The organism is Hydrogenophaga sp. PML113, assembly GCF_001777155.1.
Classification (GTDB): Bacteria; Pseudomonadota; Gammaproteobacteria; order Burkholderiales; family Burkholderiaceae_C; genus Hydrogenophaga; species Hydrogenophaga borbori.
Genome location: NZ_MIYM01000003.1, coordinates 314,548 through 327,804, shown reverse-complemented (window position 1 = coordinate 327,804; position 13,257 = coordinate 314,548). Strand labels below are relative to the sequence as shown.

Here is a 13,257-nt window from a genome sequence, read left to right as displayed (position 1 = left end):
CTTCCAATTCATTCCTGTTCGATCTTGGCGTCGGTGACGATGCGGCCCCAGCGCTTCATCTCCGAAGCGATGAAGGCATCGAACTGCTCGGGCGTGGAGCCCACCACCTGCAGGCCGAATTCCTGGGCGCGCTTTTGCACGTCGGCGCTGGCCAGGGCCTTGGCGGTGTCGGCCTGGATCTTCTGCAGCACCGGCTTGGGCGTGCCGGCGGGCGCCACGAAGCCGAGCAGGGCGCCGACGTTGAAGCCGGGGATGGTTTCGGCGACGGTGGGGTAGTCGTGGCCGGCCACGCGCTTGTCGCCCATGGTGGCGATGATCTTCATGCGGCCGCCCTGCACGTAGGGCAGGATGGACAGGAAGGGATCGACCACCAGGTCGAGCCGCCCGCCCATGAGTTCGGTGTGCGCGGGCGCGCTGCCCTTCATGGCGATGTGCTGCATCTCGAAGCCGGCCTCGCGCTTGAGCAGCTCGGCGCCCAGGTGCGTGGTGCTGCCGGCGCCGGGCGTGCCGTAGTTCAGCTTGCCGGGGTTCTTGCGGGCGTAGTCGATGAGTTCGCGCAGGTTGTTGAAGGGCGCGTTGGGGTGCGCCACGATGGCCAGCTGCATGTTGAACAGCTGCGTGACGCCGGCCAGGTCCTTCTGCGTGTCGTAGGGCAGCTTCTTGCGCAGCGTGGGGTTCACCGCCAGGGACGAGTTCACCATGCCGATGGTCTGGCCATCGGGGGCCGACTTGGCGACGAAGTCGGCGCCGATCACGGTGCCGGCGCCGGGCTTGTAGTCGATGATCACCGGCTGGCCCCAGGTCTCCTGCAGCTTCTGGCCGAGCAGGCGGCCCACGGTGTCGGTGGGTCCGCCGGGCGGGAAGGGGATGATGATTTTCACCGGGCCCTTGGGAAAGTCCTGGGCGGCGGCCGGCGCGAGGGCGGCCAGCCCGAGGGACAGGGCGAGGGCGGTTGTCTTGATCCAGTTCAAGGTGTGTCTCCGGGTGGTGTAATTAAAATGGAACGTCGTCTCAAAATTATATAGGCGCAATAAAAAATGGAACATCGTCTCGAAAAACGTGCGATCGGTGGCGCACCGGAAGAGGCCGTCGCTTCGGGCAAGGACGAGGTCAGTGCGCTGGCGCGGGGGCTGGCGGTGCTCAAGGCCGTCGCGGAGGCGGATGAGCCGCTCTCCAACCGCGAGCTGGCCGAGGGCACCGGCATCCCCAAGGCCACGGTGTCGCGCCTGGCGGCCACGCTGCTGTCCAGCGGCTTTCTGCGGCAGGCCGCGGGCAGCGAACGCTTCAGCCTGGGCCCGGCCACGCTGCAGCTGGGCAACGCCTACCTGCGCACCTTCGATTTCCGCCAGCGGGCCCGGTTGCACTTGGCGGAGCTGGCCGAGGTGGCGGGCGCCAACGTCCACCTGACCGTGCGCGACGGGCTGGACATGCTGCTGATCGACACCCTGCGGCCGCGCTCGGCGCTGATCCTGTCGCGCATGGACGTGGGCTCGCGCATGACCATCGCCACCTCGGCCGCTGGCCGGGCTTATCTGTCGGCCCTGCCACCGGCGCAGCGCGCCGCCTTGTATGAAGAGATCCGCGCCTCGGTGGGTGAGGCGGCCTGGCCCCAAACGCAGTCGCGGCTGGAGGCGGCGGCGCAGGAACACGAGCGGCTCGGCTACTGCAGCTCGTTCGGCGAGTGGCACCCCGACATCCACGCCCTGGGTTTCAGCCTGCGCGGCATCGAAGGCGAGCTGTACGGCGTGAGCGTGGGCGGGCCGGCCTACAAGCTGCCGCGCGAATGGCTGGTGGAGAAGGTCGCGCCCAAGCTGCTGGAGACGCGGCGCGCGATCGCGCGGGAGATCGGCGAGGACTGAGCCGGACGGGGCGCCGGCCTCAGGTGGCGGCTTCGAGTCCGCTGGCGAAGTGCTCGCGCATGCGCTGCACGGCCAGCGCACCGTCGCGCCCGCGCAGGGCGGCCATCACGGCGCGGTGTTCGGCCAGCGATTCTTCGATGCGGCCCGCCTTGAACAGCGAATGGTGGCGGTTGAGCTTCATCACCTTGCGCAGGTCACTCACCATCTGCAGCCGCCAGCGGTTGTCAGCCAGCTCCAGCAGGCGCAGATGGAAGCGCTCGTTGATGGCGAAGAAGCGGTCGCGCTGGTGCACGGCGCCTTCCAGCTCATCGTGCAGGGCGGCCAGTTCGTCCAGCGCGGCGGGCTCGCCGCGCGAGGCCACTTCGCCGGCGGCGTCCGATTCGAGCAGCGACAGCAGGTGGTAGACGTCGCGCAGGTCCTTCTCGGACACTTCGGTGACGTAGGCGCCCCGGCGCACCTTCATGGTCACCAGGCCTTCGGCGGCCAGCACTTTCAGGGCTTCGCGCAGGGGGGTGCGGCTGATGCCGTACGCCTCGGCGATCTTGAGTTCGTCGATCCAGCTGCCCGGCTCCAGTTCGCGCTGGAAGATGCGCTGGCGCAGCCGTTCGGCCACTTCCTCGTACAGCGCGCGCGGCGCCAGGGAGGGGGCGGTGGGGGTGGCGGTGTCGGTGTCCATGCAGGCGCCGATTCTATCCGCGCATTGAAATTCTGCATCAATAATTATGAATGATGTACACTCACCGTGGTGCCTGAGCCGCAGAACACCTGCGCCCTTGCCTTGCTCCCGCCGTTTTCCACGTCCGCCGCCATGAGCCAACACCCCGACGCCTTCGCGCGCGCCACGCTGTCCGACTGGACCCAGGCCGCCACCCGATCCGCCCCTGGCGGCCAGCTTGACGCGCTGACCTGGACCACGCCCGACGGCATCGCCGTCAAGCCGCTGTACACCGCGGCCGACCTGCAGGGCCTGGCCTACACCGACACGCTGCCCGGTTTCGAACCCTTCATCCGTGGTCCACAGGCCACCATGTACGCGGTGCGGCCCTGGACCATCCGCCAGTACGCGGGCTTTTCCACCGCCGAAGAGTCGAACGCCTTCTACCGCAAGGCCCTGGCGGCCGGCGGGCAGGGCGTGAGCGTGGCCTTCGACCTGGCCACCCACCGCGGCTACGACAGCGACCACCCGCGCGTGACGGGCGACGTGGGCAAGGCCGGCGTGGCCATCGACAGTGTCGAGGACATGAAGATCCTGTTCGACGGCATTCCGCTCGACAAGGTCAGCGTGTCCATGACCATGAACGGCGCGGTGCTGCCGGTGCTGGCGGGCTACGTGGTGGCGGCCGAGGAACAGGGCGTGCCGCAGGACCAGCTCAGCGGGACCATCCAGAACGACATCCTCAAGGAGTTCATGGTCCGCAACACCTACATCTACCCGCCCGAGCCGAGCATGCGGATCATCGGCGACATCATCGAGTACACGGCCAGCCACATGCCGAAGTTCAACTCGATCAGCATCTCGGGCTACCACATGCAGGAGGCCGGCGCCAACCAGGCGCTGGAACTCGCCTTCACCCTGGCCGACGGCAAGGAGTATGTGAAGACCGCCATGGCCAAGGGCCTGGATGTCGACGCCTTCGCGGGCCGCCTCTCCTTCTTCTGGGCGGTCGGCATGAACTTCTACCTGGAGATCGCCAAGATGCGCGCGGCCCGCCTGCTGTGGTGCCGCATCATGAAGGGCTTCGGCGCGAAGAACCCCAAGAGCCTGATGCTGCGCACGCACAGCCAGACCTCGGGCTGGAGCCTGACCGAGCAGGACCCGTACAACAACGTCGTGCGCACCACCATCGAGGCCATGGCCGCGGTGTTCGGCGGCACGCAGAGCCTGCACACCAACGCGCTCGACGAAGCCATCGCGCTGCCCACCGAGTTCAGCGCGCGCATCGCGCGCAACACCCAGCTCATCATTCAGGAAGAGACCCACATCACCAGCGTGGTCGACCCCTGGGCCGGCTCCTACATGATGGAGACGCTGACGCAGCAGATGGCCGACGCGGCCTGGGCCATCATCGAGGAGGTCGACGCCATGGGCGGCATGACCCGCGCGGTCGACAGCGGCTGGGCCAAGCTCAAGATCGAGGCCGCCGCGGCCGAGAAGCAGGCGCGCATCGACTCCGGCAAGGACGTCATCGTCGGCGTCAACAAGTACAAGCTCAAGAACGAAGACCCGGTCGAGATCCTCGACATCGACAACGTCAAGGTGCGCGAGGCGCAGATCGCGCGCCTGAAGCGGGTGCGCGACGCGCGCGACGATGCCGCGGTGAAGGCCGCGCTGGCCGCGCTCACCGAGGCCGCCCGTTCGGGGCAGGGCAACCTGCTCGATCTGTCCATTCAGGCGGTGCGCCTGCGCGCCACCGTGGGAGAAGTCAGTGATGCCCTCGAAACCGCCTTCGGCCGCCACCGCGCCGACACCCAGAAGGTGACCGGCGTGTACGCCGCCGCCTACGACAGCGCCGAAGGCTGGGCGCAGCTGCAGAAGGAGATCGCCGATTTCGGCGAGCAGCAGGGCCGCCGCCCGCGCGTGATGATCGCCAAGCTCGGCCAGGACGGCCACGACCGCGGCGCCAAGGTGGTGGCCACGGCCTTCGCCGATCTGGGCTTCGACGTCGACATGGGCCCGCTGTTCCAGACGCCCGAGGAGTGCGCGCGCCAGGCCATCGAGAACGACGTGCACGCCGTGGGCGTGAGCACCCTGGCCGCGGGCCACAAGACCCTGGTGCCCGCGATCATCGCGGAGCTGCGCAAGCAGGGCGCCGATGACATCGTGGTCTTCGTGGGCGGTGTGATTCCGCGCCAGGACTACGACTTCCTCTACGAGGCCGGCGTCAAGGGCATCTACGGCCCCGGCACGCCCATTCCGGCCAGCGCCAAGGACGTGCTGGAACAGATCAAGAAGGCGGTGGCTTGAGCCTGGCCGCGTCGCCGCAAGCCTTGCTCGACGCCATCGTGCAAGGCCAGGGCATGGCGCAGCGCCGCGCCATGGCCAAGGCCATCACGCTGCTCGAGTCCACGCGCGCCGACCACCGCGCCCAGGGCGACGAGCTGCTCACCGCGCTGCTGCCGCGCACGGGCCGGGCCTTCCGCCTGGGCCTGAGCGGCGTGCCCGGCGTGGGCAAGAGCACCTTCATCGAGGCGCTGGGCCTGCACCTGATCGAACAGGGCCAGCGCGTGGCCGTGCTCACCATCGACCCGTCGAGCACGGTCTCGGGCGGCTCCATCCTGGGCGACAAGACGCGCATGGAGCGGCTGTCCATGGACGAGCGCGCCTTCATTCGGCCCAGCCCCAGCGGCGGCACCCTGGGCGGGGTGGCCGAAAAGACGCGCGAGGCCCTGCTGGTGTGCGAGGCCGCTGGCTACGACGTGGTGATCGTCGAGACCGTGGGCGTGGGCCAGAGCGAGACCGCCGTGGCCGCCATGACCGACTGCTTCGCGCTGCTGCAGCTGCCCAATGCAGGCGACGACCTGCAGGCCATCAAGAAGGGCGTGATGGAGATCGCCGACCTGGTGGTCATCAACAAGGCCGACATCGACGCCGACGCCGCGACGCGGGCGCGCGCGATGATCACTTCCGCCCTGCGCCTGCTCGGCCAGCACGGCCGGCCGGAGCACGCGGCGCACGACACCGCGCACTGGCACCCCACGGTGCTGCAGCTCTCGGCCCTCAAGGCCGAGGGCATCGCCGCCTTCTGGGCCGAGGTTCAGCGCTTTCGCCAGGTGCAGAGCGCCAATGGCGAACTCGCCGCGCGCCGCCAGCGCCAGGCCAAGGCCTGGATGTGGGAGCGCATCGACGCCGGACTCAAGCAGCGCTTCCGCGAACACCCGGCGGTGCGCGCCGCGCTGGCCGACACCACCACGCAAGTGCTCGATGGCCGTCTGCCCGCCAGCACCGCGGCGCGGCAGCTGCTCGCGCTGTTCGACTGAATTCTCTGGAGAAGAACCATGCAAGACATCCTGCAACAGCTCGAAGACAAGCGCGCCCGCGCGCGCCTGGGCGGCGGCGCCAAGCGCATCGAGGCGCAGCACGCCAAGGGCAAGCTCAGCGCGCGCGAGCGCCTGGAGGTGCTGCTCGACGAGGGCACCTTCGAGGAATGGGACATGTTCGTCGAGCACCGCTGCACCGACTTCGGCATGGCGGACAACAAGATCCCCGGCGACGGCGTGGTCACTGGCTACGGCATGATCAACGGCCGCCTGGTCTTCGTCTTCAGCCAGGACTTCACCGTCTTCGGCGGCGCGCTCTCCGAGGCGCACGCCGAGAAGATCTGCAAGGTGATGGACCAGGCCATGAAGGTTGGCGCGCCCGTCATCGGCCTCAACGACTCGGGCGGCGCGCGCATCCAGGAAGGCGTGGCCTCGCTCGGGGGCTACGCCGACGTGTTCCAGCGCAACGTGCTGGCCAGCGGCGTGGTGCCGCAGATCAGCATGATCATGGGCCCCAGCGCAGGCGGCGCGGTGTACTCGCCCGCCATGACGGACTTCATCTTCATGGTGAAGGACTCCAGCTACATGTTCGTCACCGGCCCCGAAGTGGTGAAGACCGTCACGCACGAGGAAGTGACGGCCGAGGAACTGGGCGGCGCCATCACCCACACCACGCGCAGCGGCGTCGCCGACCTGGCCTTCGACAACGACGTGGAGGCGCTGCTGATGCTGCGCCGCCTGTTCAACTACCTGCCGCTCAACAACAGGGAGAAGGCGCCGGTGCGGCCCAGTGGCGATCCGATCGACCGCATGGAGCTGAGCCTGGACACCCTGGTGCCCGACAACCCCAACAAGCCCTACGACATGAAGGAGCTCATCCTCAAGATCGTGGACGACGGGGACTTTTTCGAGCTGCAGCCCGAGTACGCCAAGAACATCGTGATCGGCTTCGCGCGCATGGACGGCCAGACCGTGGGCATCGTCGCCAACCAGCCGCTGGTGCTGGCGGGCTGCCTGGACATCAAGAGCTCCATCAAGGCCGCGCGCTTCGTGCGCTTCTGCGACTGCTTCAACATCCCGGTCGTCACCTTCGTCGACGTGCCCGGCTTCATGCCCGGCACCAGCCAGGAGTACGGCGGCATCATCAAGCACGGCGCCAAGCTGCTCTATGCCTACGCCGAGTGCACCGTGCCCAAGATCACCGTGATCACGCGCAAGGCCTACGGCGGCGCCTACGACGTGATGGCCTCCAAGCACCTGCGCGGCGACGTGAACTTCGCCTGGCCCAACGCCGAGATCGCGGTGATGGGCGCCAAGGGCGCGGTGGAGATCATCTTCCGCGAGGAGAAGAAGGACCCGGCCAAGCTCGCGCAGCGCGAGGCCGAGTACAAGGCCCGCTTCGCCAACCCCTTCGTGGCCGGCGCGCGCGGCTTCATCGACGACGTGATCCTGCCGCACGAGACGCGCAAGCGCATTGGTCGCTCGCTGGTGATGCTCAAGGACAAGAAGCTGGAGAACCCGTGGCGCAAGCACGGGAACATTCCGCTCTGAAGGCCCGAGGAGAGAAAGACATGTTCAAGAAGATCCTGATCGCCAACCGCGGCGAGATCGCCTGCCGCGTCATCGCCACGGCCAAGAAGCTGGGCATCGCCACCGTGGCGGTGTACTCCGACGCCGACAAGGAAGCGCGCCATGTGCAGCTGGCCGACGAGGCCGTGCGCCTGGGGCCGCCGCCCTCGCGCGAGAGCTACCTGTTGGGCGAGGCCATCATCGCCGCCGCGAAGCAGACCGGCGCCGAGGCCATCCACCCCGGCTATGGCTTCCTGTCCGAGAACGAGGACTTCGCGCGCCAGGTGGAAGAACAGGGCCTGGTCTTCATCGGCCCCAAGCACTACTCCATCGCGGCCATGGGCGACAAGATCGCGTCCAAGAAGCTCGCGAACGAGGCGAAGGTGAGCACCATTCCGGGCCACAACGAGCCCATCCAGTCGCCCGAGGAGGCGGTGGCCATCGCGCAGAAGATCGGCTACCCGGTCATGATCAAGGCCAGCGCCGGCGGCGGCGGCAAGGGCCTGCGCGTGGCCTTCAGCGACAAGGAGTGCTTCGAGGGCTTCACGAGCTGTCGCAACGAGGCGCGCAACAGCTTCGGCGACGACCGCGTCTTCATGGAAAAGTTTGTCCAGGAGCCGCGCCACATCGAGATCCAGGTGCTGGGCGACGCGCACGGCAACGTGATTTACCTGAACGAGCGCGAGTGCTCCATCCAGCGCCGCCACCAGAAGGTGATCGAGGAGGCGCCGTCGCCCTTCATCAGCGAGGCCACGCGCCGGGCCATGGGTGAGCAGGCCGTGGCCCTGGCCAAGGCTGTGAAGTACCAGAGCGCGGGCACGGTGGAGTTCGTGGTGGGCAAGGACCAGGACTTCTACTTCCTGGAGATGAACACCCGCCTGCAGGTGGAGCACCCGGTCACGGAATGCATCACCGGTCTGGACCTGGTGGAGCTGATGATCCGCGTGGCCGCCGGTGAAAAGCTGCCGCTGGCGCAGGCCGACGTGAAGCGCGAGGGCTGGGCGATCGAGTGCCGCATCAACGCCGAGGACCCGTTCCGCAACTTCCTGCCCAGCACGGGCCGCCTGGTGCGCTTCGCCGCGCCGCCGCAGACCATGTGGCAGGCCGACACGGAGCACCGTTTCGGCGTGCGCGTGGACACCGGCGTGCAGGACGGCGGCGAGATCCCCATGTACTACGACTCGATGATCGCCAAGCTCATCGTGCACGGCCGCGACCGCAACGAGGCCATCGCCAAGATGCGCGAAGCGCTCAACGGTTTCGTCATCCGCGGTGTGCAAAGCAATATTCCTTTCCAGGCCGCGCTGCTCGCGCACCCCAAGTTCGTGGCGGGCGACTTCAACACCGGCTTCATCGCCGAGCATTACGGCCAGGGCTTTCGCGCCGAGGACGTGCCGCACGACGATCCCGACTTCCTCGTGGCGTTGGCGGCGTTCGTGCGCCGCAAGAGCCGCGAGCGCGCGGCCGGCCTGAGCGGCCAGCTGCCCGGCTACGGCGTGAAGGTGGGGCACGACTACACGGTGATCGTGCTCGACAAGGCCGGCGCGCACCGCCGCGTGAACGTGCACGTGGACGAGGTGCTGGGCCAGGTGGGCGCGGCGGTGGTCATGGTGGGCGAGAAGCGCTACGCCTTCCAGAGCCCATCGCGGCTCAACGACATCTGCACCGTCGGCGTGTGCAACGGCCAGCCGTTCACGGCCCAGCTGGAGCGGGGCACGCCACGCAACCCGCTGGCGCTGGTGGTGCAGCACAACGGCACGCGCATCGAGGCCATGGTGGTCTCGCCGCGCATGGCCGAGCTGCACGCGCTCATGCCCTTCAAGGCGCCACCCGACATGAGCAAGTACGTCCTGTCGCCCATGCCAGGCCTGCTGGTGCAGGTGGCCGTGCAGCCGGGCCAGAAGGTACAGGCCGGCGAGCGCGTGGCCGTCATCGAGGCCATGAAGATGGAAAACGTGCTGTTCGCCTCGGCCGACGGCACGGTGGCCAAGGTGCTGGCCCAGCAAGGGGAGTCCCTGGCCGTTGACCAGGCCATCGTCGAGTTCGAATGAAGGCCGTGCCGGCCCGACCGGCTGTTTCCTCCGCTGACGCCACAAGCCCGCCGGGCTGGGTTACCCTGCGGACTCCACGGCTTGTTGGAGCACGGCACATGGCGGACGGACGCGGTCAGGGGCTGAGTGGTTTGGCGTTTGCATTGGCCTGGGTGCGCAACCCGCGGCGGGTGGGGGCCATTGCCCCGGCCTCGCGGGCGCTGGCGCAGGCCGTCGCGGCGGAGGTGTCCCGCGTGGGCCCCGAGCTGCTGCTGGAAATCGGCGCCGGCACCGGCGCCATCACCCGGGCACTGGCCGACCTCGGGCCGCCGCCCGACCGCTTCTTCATCATCGAACGCGACCCCGGCCTGGTGCGCCACCTGCACCACCGCTTTCCGCGCGCCGAGGTGCTGCACGCCTGCGCCACGCGGCTGGACGTGCTGCCCCTGCCGGCGGCCAGCTCGCTCATGCTGGTGTCCTCGCTGCCCCTCTTGTCCATGCCGCGCGACGAGGCCAGGCGCTGCGTGCAGGCCATGCTGGCGCTGCTGGAGCGCCAGCCCAACGCGCGCCTGCTGCAGTACACCTACGCGGCGCGCCACGTGCGGCCATTCGATCAATTGCCGCCGGGCTGGCGCTGGCGGCGTGTCACCACCGTCTGGGCCAACCTGCCGCCGGCGACCGTCTGGTCGCTGGAGCCGGCGGCCCACGCCACCCACGGCATCCATTGACCATGAACACCGCTTCCCCCCGTCCCTTCCGTGTCCTCGGTGTGCAACAGATCGCCATCGGCGGCCCCGACAAGCACCGCTTGCAGACCCTGTGGGTGGACATGCTGGGCCTGGAACTGACGGGCAGCTTCCGCAGCGAACGCGAGAACGTGGACGAGGACATCTGCGCCATCGGCAGCGGGCCGTTCAAGGTCGAGGTGGACCTGATGCAGCCGCTGGATCCCGACAAGAAGCCCGCGGTGCATGCCACGCCGCTCAACCACATTGGCCTGTGGATCGACGATTTGCCCAAGGCGGTGGAGTGGCTCACCGGGCGCGGCGTGCGCTTCGCGCCCGGCGGCATCCGCCAGGGCGCGGCGGGTTTCGACATCACCTTTCTGCACCCCAAGGCCAGCGAGGAATTCCCGATCGCCGGCGAGGGCGTGCTGATCGAGCTGGTGCAGGCGCCGCCCGAGGTGGTCAGCGCCTTCGATGCGCTGGCCGCGGGGACGCCCGCCTGAGGCGCGCTGCGCCCCGGCGCCTCATTCCTCGAAGTGAGGGCGCGAGGCCGGCGGCCATTCGAACCGTTCGATCAGCTCCGGCGATCGGCGAAAGCGCGCGAACAGGGCGTCTTCTTCCTCGGCGGGAAGGGGCGGGCGGCGGCGCTGCGCGTTGGCCACCCAGCGCACCCTGTTCGCGTGGCGGCTGGGTGGCCTTGGCAGGGCTGTGGTGGCTTCCCCTTCGCTGACCGGGTGATGGCCGGCGCAGATGGCCGGCGCAAATGGGCCGGCGCAAATGGCCGACTTTCGGGGGTTTGTTTTCGCCATTGCCGGGCGCGGGGTCCTTCTACAGTCGTCAGCAAGCCCCTGTGGGCCCTACGGCAGAGGAGCACAAGCCCCATGACCCCCTCTTCGAATCCCCTGATGCGCCCGGGCGTGTGGCTCATGCGCCGCTGGCGCCTGGGCGGCAAGCTGGCCTGCCTGGCCTTGGCCGCGGCCTGGCCACTGGTGGCCGCGCTGGCGCTGGCCGCCACGGACCGCACCGGCGCCATCGCCCCCGTGGCGGCGTCCGGCCTGGTCCTGCTGGCCTACCTGTTGATGGCCTTTCGCGCCGCTTTCCTTGGTGATTTCCGCCGCCTGCTCGACGCCATGGCCGACACGGCCGGCGGCAACCTGCGCGCGCACCCGCGCGTGGACGGCCACGACGAGCTGGCCGACCTGGCGCGCCTGCTCGACCGCATGATCGGCAGCCTCTCGGGCATGGTGGCCGAGGTGCGCAGCAACTCGGCGCTGGTGGCGCACGCCGGCCGCAGCCTGGCCGTGGGCAACCGCGACCTGGCCGAGCGCACCGAGCAGCAGGCCGCCAACCTCGAGCAGACCGCGGCCAGCGTGCAGCAGCTCACCGGCGCGGTGGCGCAGAACGCGCAGACGGCCAGCGACTCGGACCGCCAGGCCGCGCAGGTGCGCGACGTGGCCGAACGCGGCGCGGGCGCCATGCACCAGGCGGTGGGCACCGTGGAGGGCATCCAGAAAGGCGCCGCGCAGATGAACGAGATCATCGGCGTGATCGACAGCCTGGCCTTCCAGACCAACATCCTTGCGCTCAATGCCGCCGTGGAGGCCGCGCGCGCCGGCGAGCAGGGCCGCGGTTTCGCGGTGGTGGCCGGCGAGGTGCGTTCGCTGGCCCAGCGCTCGGCCGCCTCGGCGCGCGAGATCCGCGCCCTCATCGAGGCCTCGCGCGCCCAGGTGGAAAGCGGCGCCGCGCAGATCCGCGATGCCGGCCAGAGCATGGCAAGCATCGTCGACGGCGTGCGCGGCGTGGCCGGCAAGCTGTCGTCGATTTCCGCCTCCAGCGCCGAGCAGAGCACCGGGCTGGCCGAGATCAGCACCGCCGTGAGCCAGCTCGACCAGATCACCCAGCGCAACGCGCAGATGGTGGAGCTGGCCGTGCAGCAGGCCAACCGGCTGGAGCAGCGCGCGGCGCACCTGTCGCGCGCGGTGAGCCGTTTCATGCTGCAGCAGGGCACGGCCGAGGAGGCCATGGCCCTGGTGGACAAGGCCCTGACGCACCGCCGCCAGGTGTCGGCCGAGACCTTTGTGCGCGACCTGACCGAGCCCGCGCGCGGTTTCCACGACCGCGACATGTACGTGTTCGCGCTCGACGCCTCGGGCGTCTACCGCGCCTTCGGCGGCAAGCCCGACAAGCTGGGCAGCCGCGTGCACGACATCGCCGGCGTGGACGGCGCGGCGCTGCTGGCCGCCATCGTGAGCCAGGCCGAACAGGGCCCGGGCTGGGTGGAGTACGACATCGTCAACCCGGCCAGCGGCGCGGTGCAGGCCAAGATGTCCTATGTGGTGAAGGTGGACGCCCTGTACGTGGGCTGCGGCGTCTACAAGACGGTCGCGGCGCGTTGAGGCAGCGCCCGCGGCTCAGCCGCCGGGCTGGCGTTTCGCCCGCGCACGGGCCAGCGCGGCCTCGATCACCGCTCGCTTGCGATCGAGCGCCTCGGGGTCGGTGATGGTCGACGCCGCGGGCAGGTCGGCGAGCTTGGCCTCGGCCTTGGCTTGCAGACGGGCCTCGTGCTCCTGCGCCTCGCGGGCCAGGCGCTCGCGCCGCGCGTCGTAGCGCGTCTTGGCCAGGATCGCCTGCGCGACCGACCAGCCGGCCCAGCCGGTGCGCTCGCCGCTCACGTTCTCCAGCGAAATGCAGTCCACCGGGCAGACGGGGATGCAGAGCTCGCAGCCGGTGCACCAGGGCTCCACCACGGTGTGCATGCGCTTGTTCGCGCCCGCGATGGCGTCGGTGGGGCAGGCCTTGATGCACAAGGTGCAGCCAATGCACCAGTCCTCGTCGATCACGGCCACGGTCACCGGCCCTTCGATGCCGTGCTGGCGGCTCAGGGGCAGGGCGGGGCGGCCGGTGATGGCCGCGAGGCGATCGACGCCTTCGGCGCCGCCGGGCGGGCATTGGTTGATGCCGGCCTCGCCGCCGGCCACGGCCTGGGCGTAGCTGGCGCAGTCGGGGTAGCCGCAGCGCTGGCACTGCGTCTGCGGCAGGGCATCGTCGATGCGCCGGGCGAGTGGATTCATGCCGTGTTGGGCGGCCGGGGGCCGC

11 protein-coding genes are annotated in these 13,257 nt (G+C 69.4%); 8 read left to right on the top strand and 3 right to left on the bottom strand.

Going from position 1 to position 13,257, the window contains the following annotated elements; all coding sequences use genetic code 11:
* Positions 1 to 8: 8 nt before the first annotated feature.
* On the bottom strand, positions 9 to 971 hold the full coding sequence (locus BHU06_RS07565) for a tripartite tricarboxylate transporter substrate binding protein (RefSeq protein WP_070398542.1): 963 nt from the start codon (positions 969 to 971) through the stop codon (positions 9 to 11).
* 66 nt (positions 972 to 1,037) lie between these two features.
* Here BHU06_RS07565 and BHU06_RS07560 point away from each other — a divergent pair, with 66 nt between their 5' ends.
* A complete protein-coding gene (locus BHU06_RS07560; protein WP_070398541.1) occupies positions 1,038 to 1,859 on the top strand; it encodes an IclR family transcriptional regulator in 822 nt (273 codons plus the stop codon).
* 19 nt (positions 1,860 to 1,878) lie between these two features.
* Here BHU06_RS07560 and BHU06_RS07555 read toward each other — a convergent pair whose 3' ends face one another.
* Entirely contained in the window at positions 1,879 to 2,535 is a 657-nt protein-coding gene (locus BHU06_RS07555; protein WP_070398540.1) for a GntR family transcriptional regulator, read from the bottom strand.
* A 132-nt stretch (positions 2,536 to 2,667) separates the two neighbouring features.
* Between BHU06_RS07555 and scpA the strand changes: the two genes are divergently transcribed.
* From scpA to BHU06_RS07520, 7 genes are all read left to right on the top strand, one after another.
* On the top strand, positions 2,668 to 4,824 hold the full coding sequence (scpA, locus tag BHU06_RS07550) for a methylmalonyl-CoA mutase (protein WP_070398539.1): 2,157 nt from the start codon (positions 2,668 to 2,670) through the stop codon (positions 4,822 to 4,824).
* Positions 4,825 to 4,826: 2 nt separating this feature from the next.
* Positions 4,827 to 5,837, top strand: coding sequence for a methylmalonyl Co-A mutase-associated GTPase MeaB (meaB, locus tag BHU06_RS07545; RefSeq protein WP_275564526.1), 1,011 nt, complete (start codon positions 4,827 to 4,829; stop codon positions 5,835 to 5,837).
* A gap of 18 nt (positions 5,838 to 5,855) precedes the next feature.
* Positions 5,856 to 7,388 carry an acyl-CoA carboxylase subunit beta gene (locus tag BHU06_RS07540; protein ID WP_070398538.1) on the top strand — a complete coding sequence of 511 codons (1,533 nt, stop codon included), beginning with the start codon at positions 5,856 to 5,858 and terminating at the stop codon, positions 7,386 to 7,388.
* Positions 7,389 to 7,408: 20 nt separating this feature from the next.
* Positions 7,409 to 9,457, top strand: a complete 2,049-nt coding sequence (locus BHU06_RS07535) for an acetyl/propionyl/methylcrotonyl-CoA carboxylase subunit alpha (protein WP_070398537.1) — start codon at positions 7,409 to 7,411, stop codon at positions 9,455 to 9,457.
* 98 nt (positions 9,458 to 9,555) lie between these two features.
* Positions 9,556 to 10,164, top strand: coding sequence for a class I SAM-dependent methyltransferase (locus tag BHU06_RS07530; protein ID WP_175442819.1), 609 nt, complete (start codon positions 9,556 to 9,558; stop codon positions 10,162 to 10,164).
* A gap of 2 nt (positions 10,165 to 10,166) precedes the next feature.
* Positions 10,167 to 10,664: a VOC family protein gene (locus BHU06_RS07525; RefSeq protein WP_070398535.1), complete on the top strand. Its 498-nt coding sequence runs from the start codon at positions 10,167 to 10,169 to the stop codon at positions 10,662 to 10,664.
* Positions 10,665 to 11,042: 378 nt separating this feature from the next.
* A complete protein-coding gene (locus BHU06_RS07520; RefSeq protein ID WP_070398534.1) occupies positions 11,043 to 12,557 on the top strand; it encodes a methyl-accepting chemotaxis protein in 1,515 nt (504 codons plus the stop codon).
* Between the two features lie 15 nt (positions 12,558 to 12,572).
* Here BHU06_RS07520 and rsxB read toward each other — a convergent pair whose 3' ends face one another.
* Entirely contained in the window at positions 12,573 to 13,232 is a 660-nt protein-coding gene (rsxB, locus tag BHU06_RS07515; RefSeq protein ID WP_070398533.1) for an electron transport complex subunit RsxB, read from the bottom strand.
* Positions 13,233 to 13,257 lie beyond the last annotated feature (25 nt).